Annotated in this window: 19 protein-coding genes; 3 read left to right on the top strand and 16 right to left on the bottom strand. The window is 36.2% G+C overall.

All coding sequences use genetic code 11. From position 1 onward, the window contains the following. Positions 1 to 74: 74 nt before the first annotated feature. The 15 genes from ACWPVE_RS15080 to ACWPVE_RS15010 form a co-directional block, all read right to left on the bottom strand. The gene (locus ACWPVE_RS15080) at positions 75 to 1,097 is read right to left on the bottom strand and encodes a rod shape-determining protein (protein ID WP_453994683.1); all 1,023 of its coding nucleotides are present in this window, start codon (positions 1,095 to 1,097) and stop codon (positions 75 to 77) included. A 234-nt stretch (positions 1,098 to 1,331) separates the two neighbouring features. Beyond that, entirely contained in the window at positions 1,332 to 2,003 is a 672-nt protein-coding gene (gene radC / locus ACWPVE_RS15075; RefSeq protein ID WP_453997564.1) for a RadC family protein, read from the bottom strand. A 123-nt stretch (positions 2,004 to 2,126) separates the two neighbouring features. After that, on the bottom strand, positions 2,127 to 2,699 hold the full coding sequence (locus tag ACWPVE_RS15070; protein ID WP_453994681.1) for a Maf family protein: 573 nt from the start codon (positions 2,697 to 2,699) through the stop codon (positions 2,127 to 2,129). Between the two features lie 216 nt (positions 2,700 to 2,915). Beyond that, positions 2,916 to 4,028: a hypothetical protein gene (locus ACWPVE_RS15065; RefSeq protein WP_453994679.1), complete on the bottom strand. Its 1,113-nt coding sequence runs from the start codon at positions 4,026 to 4,028 to the stop codon at positions 2,916 to 2,918. Between the two features lie 446 nt (positions 4,029 to 4,474). Continuing rightward, positions 4,475 to 5,290, bottom strand: a complete 816-nt coding sequence (locus tag ACWPVE_RS15060) for a PRC-barrel domain-containing protein (RefSeq protein ID WP_453994677.1) — start codon at positions 5,288 to 5,290, stop codon at positions 4,475 to 4,477. Between the two features lie 70 nt (positions 5,291 to 5,360). Beyond that, positions 5,361 to 6,875: a hypothetical protein gene (locus ACWPVE_RS15055; protein WP_453994675.1), complete on the bottom strand. Its 1,515-nt coding sequence runs from the start codon at positions 6,873 to 6,875 to the stop codon at positions 5,361 to 5,363. A gap of 176 nt (positions 6,876 to 7,051) precedes the next feature. Next, a complete protein-coding gene (locus ACWPVE_RS15050; protein ID WP_453994673.1) occupies positions 7,052 to 7,819 on the bottom strand; it encodes a pilus assembly protein PilO in 768 nt (255 codons plus the stop codon). A 1-nt stretch (position 7,820) separates the two neighbouring features. Next, entirely contained in the window at positions 7,821 to 8,504 is a 684-nt protein-coding gene (locus ACWPVE_RS15045) for a PilN domain-containing protein (RefSeq protein ID WP_453994671.1), read from the bottom strand. Next, positions 8,505 to 9,479: a type IV pilus biogenesis protein PilM gene (gene pilM, locus ACWPVE_RS15040; protein WP_453994669.1), complete on the bottom strand. Its 975-nt coding sequence runs from the start codon at positions 9,477 to 9,479 to the stop codon at positions 8,505 to 8,507. A gap of 17 nt (positions 9,480 to 9,496) precedes the next feature. Further along, complete coding sequence (locus ACWPVE_RS15035; RefSeq protein ID WP_453994667.1) at positions 9,497 to 10,252, bottom strand: prepilin peptidase; 756 nt, start codon at positions 10,250 to 10,252, stop codon at positions 9,497 to 9,499. An 82-nt stretch (positions 10,253 to 10,334) separates the two neighbouring features. After that, on the bottom strand, positions 10,335 to 10,814 hold the full coding sequence (locus ACWPVE_RS15030) for a pilus assembly FimT family protein (protein ID WP_453994665.1): 480 nt from the start codon (positions 10,812 to 10,814) through the stop codon (positions 10,335 to 10,337). Positions 10,815 to 10,952: 138 nt separating this feature from the next. Further along, complete coding sequence (locus ACWPVE_RS15025; protein WP_453994663.1) at positions 10,953 to 12,158, bottom strand: type II secretion system F family protein; 1,206 nt, start codon at positions 12,156 to 12,158, stop codon at positions 10,953 to 10,955. Next, complete coding sequence (locus tag ACWPVE_RS15020) at positions 12,151 to 13,197, bottom strand: type IV pilus twitching motility protein PilT (RefSeq protein WP_453994661.1); 1,047 nt, start codon at positions 13,195 to 13,197, stop codon at positions 12,151 to 12,153. Before ACWPVE_RS15020 ends, ACWPVE_RS15025 begins: the two co-directional genes overlap by 8 nt. A gap of 12 nt (positions 13,198 to 13,209) precedes the next feature. Further along, positions 13,210 to 14,865 carry a GspE/PulE family protein gene (locus ACWPVE_RS15015; RefSeq protein ID WP_453994659.1) on the bottom strand — a complete coding sequence of 552 codons (1,656 nt, stop codon included), beginning with the start codon at positions 14,863 to 14,865 and terminating at the stop codon, positions 13,210 to 13,212. Between the two features lie 12 nt (positions 14,866 to 14,877). Then, the gene (locus ACWPVE_RS15010; RefSeq protein WP_453994657.1) at positions 14,878 to 16,206 is read right to left on the bottom strand and encodes a G5 domain-containing protein; all 1,329 of its coding nucleotides are present in this window, start codon (positions 16,204 to 16,206) and stop codon (positions 14,878 to 14,880) included. Between the two features lie 334 nt (positions 16,207 to 16,540). Between ACWPVE_RS15010 and ACWPVE_RS15005 the strand changes: the two genes are divergently transcribed. The 3 genes from ACWPVE_RS15005 to ACWPVE_RS14995 are packed head-to-tail and all read left to right on the top strand — an operon-like array spanning position 16,541 to position 18,767. Continuing rightward, the gene (locus ACWPVE_RS15005; protein WP_453994655.1) at positions 16,541 to 16,951 is read left to right on the top strand and encodes a type IV pilus modification PilV family protein; all 411 of its coding nucleotides are present in this window, start codon (positions 16,541 to 16,543) and stop codon (positions 16,949 to 16,951) included. A 14-nt stretch (positions 16,952 to 16,965) separates the two neighbouring features. Beyond that, positions 16,966 to 17,382 (top strand): prepilin-type N-terminal cleavage/methylation domain-containing protein, encoded by a 417-nt coding sequence (locus tag ACWPVE_RS15000; protein WP_453994653.1) that lies wholly within the window; start codon positions 16,966 to 16,968, stop codon positions 17,380 to 17,382. An 8-nt stretch (positions 17,383 to 17,390) separates the two neighbouring features. After that, on the top strand, positions 17,391 to 18,767 hold the full coding sequence (locus ACWPVE_RS14995) for a DUF7305 domain-containing protein (RefSeq protein WP_453994651.1): 1,377 nt from the start codon (positions 17,391 to 17,393) through the stop codon (positions 18,765 to 18,767). Between the two features lie 48 nt (positions 18,768 to 18,815). Here ACWPVE_RS14995 and ACWPVE_RS14990 read toward each other — a convergent pair whose 3' ends face one another. Then, positions 18,816 to 20,126: a bifunctional folylpolyglutamate synthase/dihydrofolate synthase gene (locus tag ACWPVE_RS14990; protein ID WP_453994649.1), complete on the bottom strand. Its 1,311-nt coding sequence runs from the start codon at positions 20,124 to 20,126 to the stop codon at positions 18,816 to 18,818. Positions 20,127 to 20,155: the final 29 nt, after the last annotated feature.

Raw genomic sequence — 20,155 nt, 5'->3', positions numbered from 1 at the left:
GAACCTACTCCTTTTGGGCCGCAGGCTATCCATCAATAAGGATCAAAACGACCCCTACTGATGTAAATGTTATGTTATCGCAAATCCTTTGATTTTCCCTTAAATAAATGAATATGGTCAAGTGCCTTACCAGTTCCAATTGCTACACAATCCAATGGATTTTCTGCAATCAGAACAGGCATACTCGTTTCTTCACTAATAACCTTATCTAAATTTCGTAAAAGGGCTCCTCCACCAGCTAGCACAATTCCCCGATCCATAATATCTGCTGCAAGCTCAGGTGGTGTCTTTTCAAGTGTATTTTTAACAGCATCAACAATCGCATACACTGTATCATGTAGTGCACGAGAAATTTCCTCCGCACTAATTTCAATTGTTTTTGGTAATCCAGTTAATAGATCTCTTCCTCGAATTTCCATATTTTCTACACCTTCGGGAGCACCCGCTGAACCAATTTCTACCTTAATCGCTTCGGCCGTGCGGTCACCAATCATTAAGTTATAGGTTTTACGGATATATTGAATAATTGCATCATCCATCTCGTCCCCAGCAATTCGAATCGACTGGCTTGTAACGATTCCTCCTAAAGAGATGATCGCAACTTCCGTTGTTCCACCGCCGATATCAACGATCATACTACCAGTTGGTTCCCAAACAGGAAGGTTCGCTCCAATGGCTGCAGCAAAAGGCTCTTCAATTGGGTATGCATCCCTTGCACCAGCTTGTCGTGTAGCATCAATGACCGCGCGCTGCTCAACAGCTGTAATTCCTGAAGGCACACAAACCATAATGTATGGTTTTCTTGATAGAAACCCTTTCGTTTTTACTGCCTGGTTTATGTAATATTTCATCATTGTTGCTGTTGTTTCGTAATCTGCAATGACACCGTCCTTCATTGGACGAAGTGCAACAACATTACCTGGTGTACGTCCGATCATATTTTTCGCGTCATTTCCCACTGCCACAATTTGTTTTGTGTCAGTTTGCATTGCAACTACAGATGGCTCTCTTACTGCAATTCCTTTACCCTTTATAAAAACAAGTGTATTAGCTGTTCCTAAATCTATTCCAAGGTCTCTTGTACCTATTCCAAACATATATGTATCTTCCTTTCTGATACGCAAAGAGTGTTAACATGCGAAAAACTCATAACCAATATTATATCGTACTAAATAAAAAATTAATAGTGGATGTTAAAAAAGTCGGCAAAAAATGATATATTGAATTTCTACGTGTTCAATTTCTGGTACTATAAGCTGTACGACTTGAAATTCCGATGTATTAGTCGGACATCAACGCAGCCCTTTTACCCTCTTTTTAACACATTAATGTTATACATAACCCTTTTCTTTAAGACTTACATATTTATGTTCACCAATGATCAAATGGTCCAAAAGTTCAATTCCGATTATCCTACCACATTCAACTAGTCGCTTTGTTACCTCTATGTCTTCCCTACTTGGTGCGGGGTCTCCACTAGGATGATTATGGGCACAAATGATGGATGCTGCTGACCTGCGAAAGGCCTCCTTGTATACCTCACGCGGGTGTACGATTGAAGCATTTAAACTTCCAATAAATACCGTTTGACGGTGAATTACCTGATTTTTGGTGTTTAAATACAGACACACAAAATGTTCTTGTGTTAAAAAGCGCATGTCTTCCATCACATATTTAGCACCATCCTCAGGAGACCTGATTACATATCGATCCTCATACTGAAGTTTGCCAATTCGGTGGCCCAGCTCAATTGCAGCCATAATTTGAACGGCTTTTGCTGTTCCAATTCCCTTAATTGATGTGATTTCTTCAACTGACGCATCCTTTAATAATCGCAATCCTTCGAAATGATGTAATAAGCGGTTAGAAAGTTGTATAACAGATTCTTCCTTTGACCCTGTCCGAAGAAGAATTGCTAATAGTTCATGGTTTGAAAGAGCTCCTGGACCATCGGAAATCAGACGTTCCCGTGGCCTTTCCTCTTGAGGATAATCACGAATCATTAGTGCAGATGATTTCAATTAGGTTCCTCCTATCTAATGAGAATAGATACTTGGACCTCACCCACAGGTATTGTGAAAGACTAACCCTTGTAATTTTAGACTATTATAGGATTCGTTCGTTTATTATAAGTGCCCCTTAAATCCAAGATTACGCAGTTCACGAAGTGTTCGTGACACTGGCAATCCTACTACAGAGAAATAGTCTCCTTTAATGTGTTTGACGAGTGCAGATCCAAGTCCTTGAATTCCATATGAACCTGCTTTATCCTTTGGTTCGCCTGAAGCAACATATGCTTTAATTTCCTCATCCGTTAGATCCCAGAATGTCACTTCTGTTCTTTCGAAGAATGTTTTTTCGGTATCCTTAAAAAGGATTGCAACTCCTGTTACGACTTCGTGTGTTTGATTTGAGAGAGTTTTTAAGGTGTGTATTGATTCTTGTTCGCTTTTAGGTTTTCCTAAAAATTGGTTTTGAAACACGACAGCTGTATCCGCTGCAAGAATATAGGAATCTGGGTATTGTTTTGAAATTGCTTTTGCTTTTTTATAGGCAATTGTCATAACTTTATCCTCAGGAGTAAGAGTTTCGTCAATGGATTCATCAATATTACTGACGGAAACATCGAAGGAAAGTTTCACATTTTTTAGAAGTTCTTTTCGTCGTGGAGAACCTGAGGCTAAAACGAGGTGTTGCATGTTTTTTCACCCTTTTTTCATTATTTTCAGATTGGAAGATACTTGTTTATCGTATCAAACAAAACATCACTCGACAATTATATAAAATTGAATTTTATAGATGATTTATTGTTTGAGTTAATTTGTCGATTTATGTAAAACATGAGAAATTCAAGACATAAAGAAGGAAAGGGTAAATGCCCCCTTTCCCTTTTACTATGCAAAATTGAATTTTGGTTATTGTATTTTTGAAACCCAAACCGTATAGTTTTGAAATGCATTCAAGAGTGATTGCTGTGATTGCCACAATGACTTTTGGTCACTATTATTCGCAAATGCTTTTATTTGAGTAAAGGCCGTCTCAATTTCAGAATGGAATTTCTTAAGATCGTCATGGAGTTTATCCGTATTCTTTTCTTTTACAGCATTTATTTGCGTTGAGAGATTTTCTAACTGCCCCTTATCAAGTGCACCAGTACTAAATGCTTCTGACGATAAGGCTACTAATTCTTTATAAACTGGAAGACTCACTTTGATTGCTTCGGAATCGCCTTGTCCTGCATTTGAGTATGAACCGCCAGGAACTTCAAACGTTTTCGCAAAAAAATCTGGAAAAGATTCTTGATATTCGTTTTTTATCCCACCAACCGAACCTTGCTCATTGCCGATACCTGCAATGACAAAAAACGCGCCATCCATTTCTACAGAAGTAGCAGCAAAACCTTTTGCTTTAATATCGCTTACGGTTGTATTTGCTGATTCAGCAGTAGAAAACTTACCACCCTGAATGATCCCAGCTGAAAAAGTTTCTAAATCAATTGCAGCTTGACTGTTTGCAGGAGTCTCTTCCTCGTTTCCTGTAGCAGGTGTTTCTCCATTAGAAGTCGAAGGTTGAGATGGAACTTCCGTCTCATTCGGTCCTGCATTCACATCATCAACTACTTTTAAAATCATAAAACCAAAGCCTGTCCCTAGGATAATCGCTAAAGCAATAGACACAACAAGTTGTTTTAGGGTAAATAGCTGAAATCCTGCAGTAATTTTGGGTTTTTTCGGTTTATTTGGTTTAAACGGAACTTTACTCGGACCTTTTGTTTTTGGATGGCGTAAATCTTCAATCGGAATTACCGGTATATCTTTTTCCTTTGAGGTTTGGCTTTTTAAGCTTTCATCTGGAAGTACCCAAGTAAAGTCATCCTCTTCTTCCTCATGTGCAGCTGCAACCTCTTCATTTTCAATAACAATACGAGGTTTTTTTGTTTCGACAAAATCAGTCTTTTCTTTCTGCTCCTTCTTAACCTTTGGCTGTTTGCCGTTAATTTTAATCGAAATCTGTTTGTGCTTGTCCATTTTATCACCACCTATTAAGGTACGTGTTCAAAAAGGAGGATGAAAATGACCATGTCGATAAAAACGACACTACAGCATTATCAATACTTACATGTTACGTATGTCGAAAGTTTAACGTAATGTAAGCTTTATGGGCCGATTATGTATGCCATTAAATACATAAGATTGGCATAGACAGCCAAGCGTCCTACAATAGAGGTGTTCACTTCAACGTTTGACACAGGAAATGTCAACTCTTAGTCAAAGTTCCTCTAATGATGAGCCATTTTCATCAGACTTTTTTGAACATCCTTAAGGAAACGACCTATTTTTTGTCAATGCTACCATAAGAATAAAAAAAAAGAACAAGACATTTGTCGTCTTGTTACTAAAGGTTTTCGTCAAATACTTACAAATATTTATTTTTGATGGTTTTAAAGTCCTAACATCCTTTGTGTATATAGCTTTTATTCTTCTATATTCATTGATAATTCAACAAAAACACTTGGTCCTTGATCCTGCGCTTTCATAATATCATCTACGGATAGATGCGTTCCAGCTGGAATTAATACATTTCCTTCATTGTCCAAGATGTCTTTCTTGACCACTTTTCCGTACAGGAGATCAACTTGTTTTAAACGTAATGCTTTAGCTTCAGACTCTTCATGTTCATCAATAGAAGCATTTATTTCGTCAAAAGGATTTTTTTCAGTAGTTGATTCTGGTAGGATCTCTTCAATGATTTCTTCATGTACAATGTCTTGAGTAGTTTCTTGTTTCGGATTTTCTAAGTACTCTACCGATTCAAGGAATTTAGCTGATGCATCTTCCTGCACGATAATAATATCTTTACCATATGTAAGTACAGATTCAGAAGGTAGCACCACTTCTTCTCCCGAAACATTTAATAATGTTCCTAATATGTTACCCGTTTCGTCGTCGATGTAATATTCAATAACTTCCCCTAATAACTGCCCTTTTCGTGTCATTACCTTCGTATTTGTAATTTTGATTTTCTTATTTACAAGTGAATTTGCAATCGGTATCTCATTAAGATCGATAACAGAGCTATCACTTTCAATGGTAACCGCATACTCACCGATTCCAACAACTCTTTTAAATGGAATAGCTTTAACACTAACTTGCCAATCTTCGTGTTCAATTGTTAGAAAGTCTACTGAACCTTTTTCGGGATTAATCACTAAAGATTTTACTTTTCCAATTTCAATTCCATCTATAATACTAATAATCGGTAACCCAACGATTTCAACACTTTTTTTCATTACATTCACCACACCTATTCATGTTTACGGCTGTTTTATTACATTTTACCATGCTTTTCGCCATTATTCGTCATATTCCGCAATATTCTTTTAACAAAAAGTTAACTTCCTGTAAAATAACAGGATATTTCTCAAATCGGTTCATATTTTGAGAAATTAAAGTAGATAATTCATCATATTTTTTCGTTTCTAGGTAATGTTCAATTAATAAACTAACAAACGTATAATATTCATGATCTGAAATTTGTGGATGCAGATGGTCCATGATTAATTTCTCATATTCTTTACTAGTTAATTGATTTCGAGACAGTTTAATTTGAGACACCATTGTGTGAAAGAGTAATTGTTTCGTCTCTTTATTGGTATTGGTAAATCCTGGTTGTTGTTCCTTAGTCGTTTCTTCCTCAATGGAATCAATACCCTCTATAGTCATTGTTTCATTTTCTAACGGTTCGATACTCGCTATATTTGTTATATCTTCATCTTTCATTTCACTATTATCCATGAAGGATTCTGAAGTAGGTTGAGTAGGATGTACGACCTCTACTTCAATCTCTTCCATTTTTGTAAGTTCTGTATCATATATTTTCTCTTCTGTATCTGATTCAAGACCGTCTAGTACAGACTCTTCAGTCACTGATAACTCAATATCTTCTAATTGACCTTCATACGATTCTTCGACTTTATTTGAGTTGTCTACATCATGAACCTCGGTTTCGTTCATTACTTGTAAACTATCAATTTCACTATCGTCAAGTTCAAGTTGTGGATTACGTAAATCTTCAAACTCCATTTCGTCTAGTTCCACACTCAATTTCGAATCACTATCTGAAATAGTAATGACGCCATTGTTTTCCTTGTTTTCGTGATTGCTATTTTCTAATTCAAGTTCTAATTCTTTAAGTAAATCATCTAAATTAGATTCATTACTCGTAATCTTGTCGTTATTGACTACGCTATTATGTATGACCTCTTCATCCATTATTAACTCTTCTGGCCTGTTTTCATCAAGGTTTTCTACATGTAAAACATCCTCTAAAAGTTCCTCTTCCTTCGTTTCACTTTGTGAGACTGCGGAAATTTCTAGACTTTCATCTATCGGTACCTCAGAAACATCGGCTGGGGATACTTGACCCGTTTCTATCGTATCCACTGGAACGTATGAGGAAACTTCTTGATTTCCCAAGAACTCTGCTGGTAAGGATGATGAATCTACCTGTCGAGTTTCAAGTAACATTTGATCAACTTTCGGTGAACCTTTGCTACGAATTTCATCTTCTATCCCATCTTCCAGTTCAAATTTAATCACTTTATCCTCTGAACGTTGATTTTTTTCGTTATTTTCAAATAATTGACTTCCGAATCGGGTTGCCAATATATAGGTAAAACCTATTGCTAGCAGTATTAACACAATCCCAGTCTGCCATACACCTAGGATAGTTCTTGCAGCTATACCGACCATAAAAACAATAAAAGCAGATATAAGAATGAGTAATTTTCCCCTCTTTGAAAAGCCAACAGGCAAAAAATATATGATCGGGAGTATGATAAGAAGTGAAATAATTCCAAACACAAGATCTTCCAAGCTGTTCTCACATCTTTCTTTAATTTCTTAAGTGAACATACATTCTTTAAATCCAACAATTTACCTAGAATTAAAGCGACTCCTAGTTATTTTATACCAATAAAATCTTTTTATAAAGATATACTACGATAAATCCACTAAAAAACGAGACAATTCATGCCTCGTGCCATATAAGATTATTCATTATCATCCTCTAATCCAGTAGCTAAAGGATTTTTCTTATTACCAGGTGGAGGAACCGTGAGCTTTGGTGCCTCTTCTGCCAATTCTTGATATTTAGGTGCGTAAAACGCTGAGATGGTTACATTGTAAACAAGTGGTCCCGGCACTTGCTCGATCGAAGTTAGTTCAGATGTACCAGTGAAACTTAAAGCGTCTACTTTTGTTATTCTAGTTTGATGTTCAACCGCAGAGAGAAACTTTTCTAGTTCTTTATAATTAGGAGATTCAACACTTAATGTTACCGTTATTAAGCTTAATCCATCTACAAGTTCTGGATCTATTGCATTCTCTTCCTCCGTTGAGGAATTCTCATTAGTAGAAACCTCCTGATTGGTATCTGTTGTATTTTCAGTAGCAGTTTCTTCAACTTGATTCTCAGAATCAGTGAATACAAACTCACTCTCACTATAAGACATACTTGTAACTTTACTTTCTGATAACGTTTCAGCTCGTTCAATGTCTAAAATAATTTGCTCAACTAACGGAATAACTGGTAGTTTCTTTTGAACCTCAGTTGAACTTACAATTGGTTCATCGGTAGCTTGTTTTTGGGATACCAACTCTAACAATCTTTGTTCAGTTTTAAGACTATTTTCTAGCTGTGAAATTTTTTGATTAACTGGACTTACGAATAAAAAATAAGCTAAATAGGCGATCCCAAGGATAACAACGATCGATAAAAGTAAAATAGTGAACTGTTTTCTTGATAATTGGAGAGTCATATTAATTGCCCTCCTTCTGTATGCTATTGAATGCAGCTTTATTAATCGTTAGTTCAAATTGAGCAAAATACCTTGGTAAGACGTTTTTATTTTCATCCGTTTCAGTCTGATCTTTTGGTGAGAGAACATTTTTGTTTTCCTCGTTCGCCTCATCCTTTGTCTCATTATTTTGTGTGTCTTCATTGTCAACCTCTGTATCTTCCATCAATTGACTAGTCGATACAGAAAACAACTGAACTGATTCAAAGTGGCTCGATTCATTAAGCGATGCTAGATAGTGTGCTACTTCAGCATTTGTGTCAAATTGAACTTGTAAGGATACGAAATCAGTATCCGTATATGAGAAGGATTGAACAAATCCTCTTTCTGGTAATAATTCTGTTATATGATTTAAAATGGGTACTGTTTCAACAAAATAAGCATCTGCCCATTCTGCTGTTTTTTCTAACTGAAGCACACTACTTGAGTGGTTTGATAGTGTTCCTTCCTGTTCAGCAGCCATCCGAGCGGCTTGGATCGTTGCAAGTTGGTTTTGAAGATCCTCTTCAATTGCATTCGCTTTATTTAGTTGTAAAAATACAAAAAGAAAACTAACGAAGACAAACATCGTAATGATTATCCCAAGTAATAGATTCGTTCTATTTTTATATTCTTTTCTTGGAAGTAAATTAATATCTACAAGCATCTATTGCACCTCTTTGAGTGCTAATCCTAATGGCAAATAGTAGTGGGCAGGTAGCTGTTCAATTTTTGAAATAGAACGAACTGGGATTTCATATCTTTGATTTAGGATTGACATGATGTAAGAAAGATATGGATGGTCCCCACTTATTAATATTGTAGAAACCTTTTCCTTCCCTTGAGTTATATTAAAACTATAGAAATTCATGACATGCTCAATTTCCTTTAGCAGCTCATCAATCATAACCTCTAGTTTACTACGATGACCATTCCATATAATATCAGCGATGGTATGGGAGTGATTTTGTTGAATATCCCAATCATCTATTGATGTCTCTAACGAAATATGTCTCGTAAATAATGGTATATCCTGGTGGAAGATACTTAAATTAACTGATTGTAAATCAAATTGTATAAGTAATGTGTGCTCTTCTTCATTCGTTTGATCACAAAAATGAAAGAGACGATACATACAAAGTGGTGAAATATCAGCAGCTATTGGCTTTAGATCTACCTCCTCTAATAGAGCAGAGTACTCATTTGCAACGTCTTCTGGTGCAGCAAATACAAGGACCTCTTTTCTCTTTTCATCCTCTGATAGCTTTTTAAAATCTAAAACAGGTTCCTCAAACGGAAGGTGAATCGTTGTTCCTAACTCCAAATAGATATACCCAATAATTTCATCATCTTTTACCTCATTTGGAATCGAAATTCTACGAATCACAACAAAAGGATCTGGGATGACAAATTGAACACGATTACGTTTGATTCCCCAATCTGAAACACATTCATCTAGTATGAGGAGTAAGGTGTCCCGTTCAATAATCCGCCCATCTTGGACAATACCAGGTGGTAAGTATTTTTCACGAAACTTTTGAACAGTAATTGGGCTTGTCTGCTTTACACCGACATATCGAATCACATGATCCTTTATAATAATATTTGCCATTTTGTTTGATGAAAAAAGTGTAAATGCCATATGTATCCCCTTAATTATCAATGTACAATAAATTCTATATACCAGGTTATAAAGTCTTGACCAAAGTAATAAGCAATTAGAGTCCCGACGACGATAGAAGGACCAAAAGGCATCGGTTTGCCTTTCTTAACTTTTCCAATAGTCATACCAAATAGTCCAATAACTGTACCAATGATCGTAGCGAAGAAAAACGATAGAAGAACGAGTTTCCATCCTAATACGAGCCCAAGCACAGCATAAAGCTTAATATCTCCACCACCCATACCACCTCTACTACCAACAGCGATCAGATAAAGTAGGAGAAATCCAACCGCACTGCCCACAAGCATATCCCACCATGGGTCTAATGGGATAAATAGGCGTTCTAGTACGAAAACGGGTACAAAAAATAACAGCACTTTATCAGGAATGATCATGTAGGTAATGTCTGAAACGAAGATGATCATTAACAGTGAAATCAAGGTCCAAGCGACAATCAATTCTTTTGACCATCCCACCAACAATGGTGAAATCGTAAAAAGAATTGCTGTAACAAGTTCAAAAGAAGCATAAATTGGTGAAATACGAGTCTTGCAATTTCTGCATTTTCCACCTTGGAATATGTAAGAGAAGACTGGGATTAATTCGACTGCTGTAAGCTGATGCTTACAAGTCGGACATGCTGATCTGGGACGAACGATGGATTGACCAGCTGGTATGCGTAGGCCTACTACATTAAAGAAGGAGCCTAGAACTAAGCCTATAGTAAAAATATACAAATATATTATAAACATAGATTTCCCTTTCACTTTAAGAATAAGCTAGTATAGATAAATAATTGCTATACTAGCTGTAAACTGTTAAAAGTACTACTATTTAATTATCTTTCACAACTCCTCGTTCCAGAGCAGTCTCTCCTGTTAGAGGAATGTTTCTTTTACTACCTACTAATTTTACAGAATAATTTAAATTACCACTAGTGTTTGCTATTTCTACATATGAACCCTCTGTTGGTGGAGTATCTGTTATACCATCTGTTCCTCCCTTTCCAGCTGTATAGGTTCCGCCATCTGGATCTTTTTCAATATCAATTAATCCTTCTTCTTCTAAGTATTGTAATGTAACGTATTTTTCTTTACCCGAATCAGGTTTAATATTATCGTTACCAGCAATTGCAAGTTTCGCTGAGTTTATCATTTGCTGAGCATTTGCAACATGTGCATCTGCCCTCGAATTATCAATTAATTTACCTATACTAGGAACTGCTATTGCTGCAATAATCCCTAAAATAACAACAACTGCTAACAATTCAACTAAAGTCAAACCCTTTTGATTCTTTAAATGCTTCTTCAACATTCTTTTCCTCTCCTTTTATTAACTAGTCCATTTATACCGTTATTATAATAGTAACCTGTGTATAAAGCACTATATTCTTGTTAGTTTTTTGTAAATTTTGAACAATTTTTGTCATTAATTGCAACTTTCACTGTCAAATCATTGTATTTGGTTAAAGATATCAAACATCGGTACAAGGATAGCTGTCACAATAGTCCCTACTATACCACTTAGGAATACGATCATGAGGGGTTCGATTAGGGACTTCAACTGATCTGTTGTATTTTCAACGTCATCCTCATAGAAATCAGCTACTTTCCCTAGCATTTCATCGAGTGAACCCGTACTTTCACCAATGGCAATCATGTGCGTAATAAGTGGAGGAAACACCCAATGTTTTTTCATAGGTTCCGTCATGGATTTCCCTTGTTCAAGTGACTTCCTAGATTGTTTGATAACCTCAGCAATCACCTCATTTTCAACTATCGTTTCCACCACTGCTAGTGCCTGTAAAATAGGTACAGAGCTACTTAACATAGAAGCCAATGTTCTTGTCATTCGTGCAAGCACAGCTTTTTGCATTAGTGTTCCGAAAATCGGCATTTTTAATAATAAAAAATCAAGATAATACTTTGTTTCTTTTCGTTGTTTAATGACCATGAAAAATAAAAAAAGAAGAATCAAGAATAGAATGACAAGCCACCAAAATTTCTGCATGAACACACTAGCATTTAAGACAAATTTTGTTATTGCGGGAAGTTCTGCACCAAAGTCAGCAAACATATCAACAAACGTTGGTACAACAGATACTAGTAAAAAGATGACCACAGCAATCGCGACGATCGCAATCACTGATGGATATGCCATTGCAGACTTTACTTTTTGCCTTGTTTTATTTTGCTTTTCATAATAATCTGCTAGGTTTTCAAGAGTGTCGTCGAGATTTCCTCCAACCTCACCTACACGGACCATATTGGTAAAGAGCGTTGTAAAAATTCGTTTATGCTTTGCTGTAGCCGCAGAAAGGGAAATCCCTTCCCTTAAATCTACTTCTACCTCTAGTAATGCATTTTTTAACGGTTTACTGCTTGTTTGATTCGCCAAAATGTTCATTGTATCAACAATGGATACTCCTGCTTTAATTAAGGTGGAGAACTGTCTCAAAAAAATGACAAAGTCTTTCAGTTTTACTGGATTGCCAATAGTGATTTCTTTAGTAAGTAGTGTTTCAGGGAGTTCATTAATACTGATCACACGAATCCCTTTTTGCCTGAGATTTGCGACTGCATCCGTTTTGGAGGTACCTGAAATTGTGCCAGATTTTTTCCCGAATTTATCTCTACCTTCATACTTATACCTAGGCATTGGTTGTTCCCTCCTGCAAATATGGCTCGGCAACATCCTTTGCTACTGTCCCCGCACGAACTAATTCTAGCAGGTCATTTTCCAGGGTGTGCATTCCTTCTGCACGACTTGTTTGCATGACATTTTTGATTTGGTGGTTTTTCTCATTACGAATCAAATTCGCAACCGCAGCATTATTTAGCAGTATTTCAGTTGCTGCTCTTCGACCTTTTCGATCAACTGTCGGAAACAGTCGTTGGGAAATCACACTAACAAGAACATTTGCAAGTTGGATTCTAATTTGTGGTTGTTGTGAAGGTGGAAATACATCGATAATCCGGTCAATTGTTGACGGTGCATTCACTGTATGTAATGTCCCCAACACAAGATGACCCGTTTCAGCTGCTGTGATGGCAGTATGGATCGTTTCTAAATCTCTCATTTCCCCCACAAGAATGACATCTGGATCCTGTCTAAGAGCTGCACGTAGACCGTTTGCGAAGTTAAGTGTGTCACTTCCAATTTCCCGCTGTTCAATGATACTTGCACCATGCCTATGCAAATATTCAATTGGATCCTCCAACGTAACAACGTGTTTACTCATCGTTTGGTTAATGAATTGTATCATAGCTGCTAATGTCGTTGATTTTCCACTTCCGGTTGGACCTGTTACAAGTACCAAGCCTTGTGGCTTTTGACATACTTTCTTTAGAACTTGAGGGAGTTTTAAATCCTCAATGGTTGGAATCGAAGTTGGGATGACTCGAAAAGCAATTGCTAGAGTTGTTCTTTGTTTATAAACATTTACTCGAAAGCGCGAGACTCGTTCGATTCCATATGAAAAATCAAGCTCTCCCTTTTCTTTGAAATAGTCCCACATATCTTCAGGAACTATGGCTTTAGCGATTTCTTCAATCATTGCTGGCCTTATTATGTCTTTTCCATATCTCTTTAAATCACCATTTATTCGAAAAATGGGTGGAACACCAGCGGTGATATGAATATCAGAAGCTTTCAATTCATGTGCTGAACGTAATATTTTATTTATTTGATCTTTCATTTTACTCTCCACCTATTCAGCAATGGTAACTCTAAGGATTTCCTCAGTTGTTGTAATTCCTTGTTTCACCTTTAATAGACCATCATCAATCAAAAAGATTGTCCCATTTTTGACCGCTACTTCACGTAGCTTAGAGTAGGACTCTTTATTCATAATCATTCGTCTTAACTCATTATCAATCACTAACAATTCATGAACAGCTACTCTACCTTTATATCCTGTTTCATTACACGTTCCACACCCTTTACCTCGATTCACTTTATCAACGGTGATTCCTCGTTTTGCAAAGATTTCTTGTTCACGGATGGTTGGTTCTTCTAATTGTCCACAATCTCGGCAAACACGCCGAACTAATCGTTGAGCAACTACACCTGACAAGGATGAAGCTACAAGAAAAGGTTCGACCCCCATATCAATCAATCTGGTGATCGTTCCAAGGGAATCATTTGTATGTAGTGTACTTAATACCAAATGTCCTGTAAGCGAGGCTCTAACCGCAACATCTGCTGTCTCGCGGTCTCGAATTTCCCCCACCATAATGATATTTGGATCTTGACGTAATATTGCACGCAACCCATTAGCAAATGTCATCCCAACATTCGCATTAACTTGGATTTGGTTTATTCCTTCGAGTTGATACTCGACTGGGTCTTCAACGGTAATTATATTTACATCCTCTGAGTTTAACTGGTTTAAGGCTGCATAAAGTGTTGAAGATTTACCCGATCCAGTTGGACCTGTTATTAATACAATTCCAGTCGGCTGCTGAATCAACTTCTTGAACCGTTGTAAATTCACTTTATTAAAACCTAACTGAGAAAGATTATTTAAAGAACTACTTAAGTCTAGAACCCTCATGACTATCTTTTCGCCATATACCGTTGGTAAGGTCGATACCCTCAAATCAATATGATGGGCTTCCAAACCTACTTTAATCCGCCCATCCTGTGGGACACGACTTTCGGTAATATCCAGGTTTGCCATAATTTTAATCCGTGCAGTTAATACATTTTGCATGCTACGTGGTAACGCTCTTTCAGTGCGCAAGACACCATCTACACGATAACGAAGGACGACCTTTGTTTCATGAGGGTCTAGATGAATATCACTTGCACGCTGCTGTACAGCATTTTGCAGGATTTGATTGACTAATTTAACAACAGGTGCATCCTCATTTGTAATCTTTTCTTCTTGTATGTCAGTTGGAGCCTCATCAAGGAATTCTTTTACACCATCATCTAAATCATAGAACTTATTAATCGCCCGTAAAATCTCATCCTTTGAAGCAATCGCAGGTTCAATATGAAAGCCTGTCCTTAGACGCAAATCTTCAATTGCATAAAAGTCCATTGGGTCTGCCATTGCGACATATAGCTTGTCCCCTTCTTTTCGGAGAGGTATAAGTTGATATCTTCTTGCCATTTCTCTAGGAATTAACGAGATGAGTGACGTATCAATTGGATAACGGAATAAACTTACATGCGGTATACCCAATTGAAATTCTAGCACCTCAATCAGTTGCTGCTCTGTTATCAATCCTTGTTGAAGAAGTACGTCACCGAGCTTTTGTGATTCCGATTTATTTTTAAGAGCTTGTTGCAATTGCTCTTCTGTTATTAGCCCTGCCCCAACCAGTAAATCTCCCAAACGTTTTCGAGTATTCCGCATGGTATCCCCTCCCTAAGATTTTTGCAAATGCAATGGATCAGGATCTTCCCAAAGGTCTGTTTCAGAGTTATCTTTAGAATTCTCTTCTCCGTTCTCACTTAACGGATTTTCATTCGGTAGATTCGGATCTACATCAGGATCTGTTCCATTCGAATCCTCATCTAGAGAATTCGTTTGTTGCTCCTTCTCAGGAACTAGAATACTTTGAACTTCAATGATTGGAATTGGTGGATAATAATCTTGTGCAACCAAAACACGTTGTTCTAATTGCCCTCTTTCTTTGATAATGCGATATATTTTTCCTACTTTGCCTTCTACACCTTTTTGTTTCACAATACTTTGGCCTCTTTTTAAGGTACTATCAAATTGCTTAATTTTTTTGGGATCAAATGACTCCTCATCTTTGATTACAATACTGATTTCTTGTGGCATTTCAGCACCTGTAAGTTGTACCTCGAAACCTTTGTCTATTAAGGAAAAATTAAGTTTATATTCGTATGGATTTTTATTGTAAATGATAAGATCCTTCTTTTCCTTCTCAATCATCGCTTCATGACCAAAAGCTGCATATGAGGGTAATTTATCACTTACATGGCGTTCAACTATATCAAAATTCGTTGATAATATAGTTGAATAGATACCTGTTGCAATTATGCTTAATGTCTCATTGGAATATTTATTTAATACATCATTTTCTAACAGTAATTTTGACAAGGAAAACGGACTATTTGCGGGAATTGTTACATTCCCGAACTCCTTAACCCATTTCATTAGACCACTTTCATCGTTTATATGGTTTATGGTAACTTGTGATACTACATTACCTTCATTTACCGTTGTATAATGTCCAAGGTTAAAAGCTAATTCCCCTGGATGTAATGTTTGGGCTGGTTGCTGCAATTCGCTTTTCAACTTCTCCATATCGATTTCCTGCTCATTATTCTGTTTCAGTTCATTGACTACTTGGTTAAGTACATTTTCATTGATAGTTGCCAGCAAGGGATTCTGTTTCCCAGCCTCAGCAGTATTTATGCTGTTAAGAATATCAAAACTAAATACTTGACGTTTCTCTAATACATACACTTCTTCCTCACCTGAAATAATTGAAAGTTTGCCCACGTCATACCATGTTTCGATATCACTTAAGATGTATGTTTTTGCTTCCTCTTTTGTTAAGCTTGATACGTCTACTGGTCCAATCTTTGTACCTTTTTCGAAAATACCATTTGCAAAAAAGGCATGGTATGTAGTTGCTCCAACGGTCGAGAAAAGTGAAATACATAATACACTGATTAAGAGTAAACTAAAAATTTTCACCAGAATTTTCTTTTGGATTCGCATATTTCTTCCCCTCACAACCAACCGTATTGTTATAAAAATCAAACGTAACTGTAATTAAATTGTAGTGTCCCCAGTTAAATCACATGATTATCTGTTATGGGTATAAAGTCTCTTAGTAATTTATTCCTATACTCATCTTCATTCTATCTGAAAATATGAAAATACAAAAGTAGCATTTACATACATTTTGTAGTAATTTGTTGATTGTTGTAAATTTGTAAAAAAACTTTAATCTCCTATTGCTGCATATTTAAAATAATGTCGTATAATAATCTAAAATAGGTAATTAGTCATGTAATAAAAAATTTTATGGTATAAAGGGTGATGATTAGAAATGGATAAACTCTCTTTTAAATCAGTATTATCTGATAAGGGGATAAGTTTAATTGAAATACTCGTTTCAATCGTCATTCTTTCCATTATCGTTGTCTCTTTCATAACTTTATTTGTGCAATCTGCAAAAACGAATCGAGTTTCAGAGGATATTATTGATGCAACTTATGTTGCTCAAAGTACGATTGAAAATATTTATAATATAAGTAAGTCTTCTACAAGTTATAATGGCAAAAATGTAGTAGACGAAGATGCTTGCAAGCCTAGCTGCCAGTTCATAAAGAACGAAAGTGGATATGAAATACAGATAACGATTGAAAATAATGACTTACATACAGTTCTAGTAGAAGTTTATAATCGTACAACTGGCAGAAAGGAAGCCCAGATGGAAACACTATTAAATTGGAAATAATAGAGGGTGTTTTGATGACAAGAAATAATAAAGGGATTACATTAATTGAATTATTAGCAGTTCTAGCCCTTTTATCTATGGTTCTTCTTTTAGCGACTTCAGTTCATCTTTTCGGCCAAAAACAAATGTCGAATCAAACCTCTCAGATTGAAAACCAGGCGAATGTTCGATTAGCGATTAATATTTTGACCAAAGAAATACGAAAAGCTAATAGGACGGAAGTTTCTAATAATGTTCTAACAATTAACAATACAGATACTTATACCTTAGAAAAAAATGAAATCACAAAAAATGGAGTAGCCATCATTTCGTCAATTAAGGACCTAAAAATAAGTAAAGATGGCAATAAAATTAAAATTGACGTCACAAGTATTCCAGATAAAAACAATCAAGAAGTAGGTTTATCGACGGAGATTTTTATAAGAGAGTAGGTGAAGCCGTGATAAAAAGGGAGAGACTTCACAAGTATATTCAAAATGAAAATGGTGTTGCCTTGTATGTTGTATTATTAGTGCTAATTGTCATCTCTCTTTTGGGACTGGGAATCATGGGATTGGCAGTAAATAATGTAAAAATGAGTTCCAATGAGCGGAATCATCAATCAGCATATTATATTGCTGAAGCAGGTGCAACCAAGGTTTTAAGTAATATTAGTAAAAATGCATGCACAACTGATTTTGAAGAACAATATTTGAATAAAGAGATCCAATATGATTCATTTAAAGAATCTTTTGGTGAGAAACCTAAGGCATCTATTACGATAAAACCACTCGCTAATGAAACATATCTTTTAAATTCAGAAGGAGAAATTGGAAAAAGCAAAAGAACAGTTGAAAGTACATTTAAAATAAATTGTGAAGAAGATGGTAAGGTACCCATCGAAATATTAAGTGACCTTGCTGTTTTTTCTCACGGTGAAATGAATCTAATTTCAACTGTTACAGGAAATATCGGTACAAATTCAACTGCTAATGGGTCCATATTTATTGATTGGGGTATGGCAAATTATACAGGAGTGATCAATCTAGCACCTGGCGCAAATCCCAATAATATTATTGATACTGCATATACAATGTCTGGTTTAAAACCAACTTTCAATCATATGCCAGAAGCTAGGTTATATACACTCCCAGATTTCCCTAACTATCCAGAAGGTCTTCCAAGACATCCCAATATTTATCTTAGTGGAAATATGAAAGAAATAATCAATTTAACTGAAGATCGTTTTTATAATGAAATCAAATTAGCTTCTGATACAAGTCTTACATTTTATCTCAATCAAGACCGAATGATTCGAGTAAAGAGTTTGGAGTTACCTCAAGGACATATAAATATTACTGGTAATGGAAAATTAACATTATATATAGAAGATCAATTCATTATGACAGGTAGCAGTACAATTAATAAAAATGAACCGAGTGACAAATTAAGTATTTTTTATAAAGGAGCAAAGAAGCTCGACTTTGCAAATGATATTAGAATAAACGGTTCTCTTTATACCCAAAATAGCGACCTTAATTTAGGTGGAAGTGGCGCTATTACCGGGCATATTTTATCTGGGGGGAGTACTATTACTGTCGGTGGTGGAGCCAATTTAAAAAGCAGAGTCATTTTAGCACCTAGCGCGTTTGTTCATGTAAAGAACGGAACTGTTAAAGGGTCCATTATTTGCAATACTTTTAAAATCGATGGTGGAGGTAGAGTCATATTTGAGGACTTCGGTGAGGATGAATTAATCCCTTATTATCCTCCAACTGAAGGTTCAGGTGGCTCAAATTCACTCATTCAAATAGAGCCGATTAGGGAAAAAGGTTGAATAACGATAGCCCAAGAATATTTGCTTTCAAATAATCTTGGGCTTTTTTTATCCATTCTTTTTTACAAGATATGATCTTACTTCGGCAATAAAATAAAGGGATCCTGTTACCACTAACACTGCATTTTCTTCTGAGGCAACATGTTCAATCTCATGATCAAGTGCCTCATGCCAATTATCAATAGTACGTATTTTTTCACCACGCGATGAATTTTCATAAAGTTCGCTAGTCTTCGCTGCTCTCGGAAATTCGAAGCTTGTGAATGTTAAAGTGTGTGCGACCTCTTCAAGCTGTTCAATCATCACATGTAGTTTTTTGTCTGCTAAGGCACTAAAAATCAGATGTACTTTTTTATCGCTTAAATGAGTCTTGATCGTATCTACTAAACATTTAACTCCTTCGGGATTATGTGCACCGTCTAAAATCACTTGTGGCTCTTTTGAAATTTCTTCAAATCGACCTATCCATTTTGTTTTTGCTAACCCTGCCACAAGCTGGCTATCCCTTACCTGCAAGACACCATTCGATTGTAAGATCTGAACTACTATCACTGCAATGCTTGCATTACGAACCTGATGTGCACCTTTCATTGTAATGGTAAGATTCTGAAACGTTTTATTATGTGCTTTCAGAGTAAACGTTTCCCCATTATTTGATTGATGGTTAAGAATAAAGAAGTCTTGTTCTAATTGATAGAACGGACTCTTCTCTTCTTTTGCTTTGTTAAAAATAATATCGATTGCTTCTTCTTGACTGACGGCTGATACGACAGGAATATTCTGTTTGATAATGCCCGCTTTTTCACTGGCAATCTCCTCTATTGATTCACCTAGTATATTCATATGATCCAAACCAATACTCGTGATAACGGATGTGAGCGGCTTGATGATATTGGTTGAATCAAATCTTCCCCCTAGCCCTACTTCCATTATGACAAAATCTATATCTGCTCGTTCACCAAAGTAATAAAGGGCCATTGCAGTTATTACTTCAAATTCAGTTGGTCCACCAAGCTCTAATTCTTCTAGCTCTTCGGCTAATGGTTTTATTGCATTTAATAATGAAACAATTTCATCATCTGAGATCGGGTATCCGTTGACGCTGATTCGTTCATTAAACGTTTCAATATAAGGCGACGTAAATGTCCCAACCTTATACCCAGCTTCCTGTAGGATATTTCGTAGATAGCTAACAGTTGAGCCCTTACCGTTTGTTCCTGCCACATGAATGGCTTTTATCTTATTTTCCGGATGTCCTAACCGCTCCATCATCCATTCCATCCGAGACAGTCCAGGTTTTATACCTAGTCTTAATCTTCCATGAATCCATGATAGCGCCTCTTCATATGTATGTATCATATGCGTTCCTCCACATATCTTTTGAATAA

Source organism: Bacillus nitroreducens (assembly GCF_964021195.1).
The sequence above is the reverse complement of the archived record's forward strand: the minus strand, read 5'-3'. Positions and strand labels throughout refer to the sequence as shown.

What these genes read in the sequence shown, in the direction of transcription:
- ACWPVE_RS15015 (WP_453994659.1), bottom strand. Translation starts at nt 14,865, where the DNA reads ATGCGGAATACTCGAAAACGTTTGGGAGATTTACTGGTTGGGGCAGGG.
- ACWPVE_RS15030 (WP_453994665.1), bottom strand. Translation starts at nt 10,814, where the DNA reads ATGTTGAAGAAGCATTTAAAGAATCAAAAGGGTTTGACTTTAGTTGAA.
- ACWPVE_RS15020 (WP_453994661.1), bottom strand. Translation starts at nt 13,197, where the DNA reads ATGAAAGATCAAATAAATAAAATATTACGTTCAGCACATGAATTGAAA.
- ACWPVE_RS15025 (WP_453994663.1), bottom strand. Translation starts at nt 12,158, where the DNA reads ATGCCTAGGTATAAGTATGAAGGTAGAGATAAATTCGGGAAAAAATCT.
- ACWPVE_RS15005 (WP_453994655.1), top strand. Translation starts at nt 16,541, where the DNA reads ATGGATAAACTCTCTTTTAAATCAGTATTATCTGATAAGGGGATAAGT.
- radC (WP_453997564.1), bottom strand. Translation starts at nt 2,003, where the DNA reads ATGATTCGTGATTATCCTCAAGAGGAAAGGCCACGGGAACGTCTGATT.
- ACWPVE_RS15070 (WP_453994681.1), bottom strand. Translation starts at nt 2,699, where the DNA reads ATGCAACACCTCGTTTTAGCCTCAGGTTCTCCACGACGAAAAGAACTT.
- ACWPVE_RS15050 (WP_453994673.1), bottom strand. Translation starts at nt 7,819, where the DNA reads ATGACTCTCCAATTATCAAGAAAACAGTTCACTATTTTACTTTTATCG.
- ACWPVE_RS15000 (WP_453994653.1), top strand. Translation starts at nt 16,966, where the DNA reads ATGACAAGAAATAATAAAGGGATTACATTAATTGAATTATTAGCAGTT.
- ACWPVE_RS15010 (WP_453994657.1), bottom strand. Translation starts at nt 16,206, where the DNA reads ATGCGAATCCAAAAGAAAATTCTGGTGAAAATTTTTAGTTTACTCTTA.
- ACWPVE_RS15060 (WP_453994677.1), bottom strand. Translation starts at nt 5,290, where the DNA reads ATGAAAAAAAGTGTTGAAATCGTTGGGTTACCGATTATTAGTATTATA.
- ACWPVE_RS15045 (WP_453994671.1), bottom strand. Translation starts at nt 8,504, where the DNA reads ATGCTTGTAGATATTAATTTACTTCCAAGAAAAGAATATAAAAATAGA.
- ACWPVE_RS15080 (WP_453994683.1), bottom strand. Translation starts at nt 1,097, where the DNA reads ATGTTTGGAATAGGTACAAGAGACCTTGGAATAGATTTAGGAACAGCT.
- ACWPVE_RS14990 (WP_453994649.1), bottom strand. Translation starts at nt 20,126, where the DNA reads ATGATACATACATATGAAGAGGCGCTATCATGGATTCATGGAAGATTA.
- ACWPVE_RS15035 (WP_453994667.1), bottom strand. Translation starts at nt 10,252, where the DNA reads ATGTTTATAATATATTTGTATATTTTTACTATAGGCTTAGTTCTAGGC.
- pilM (WP_453994669.1), bottom strand. Translation starts at nt 9,479, where the DNA reads ATGGCATTTACACTTTTTTCATCAAACAAAATGGCAAATATTATTATA.
- ACWPVE_RS15065 (WP_453994679.1), bottom strand. Translation starts at nt 4,028, where the DNA reads ATGGACAAGCACAAACAGATTTCGATTAAAATTAACGGCAAACAGCCA.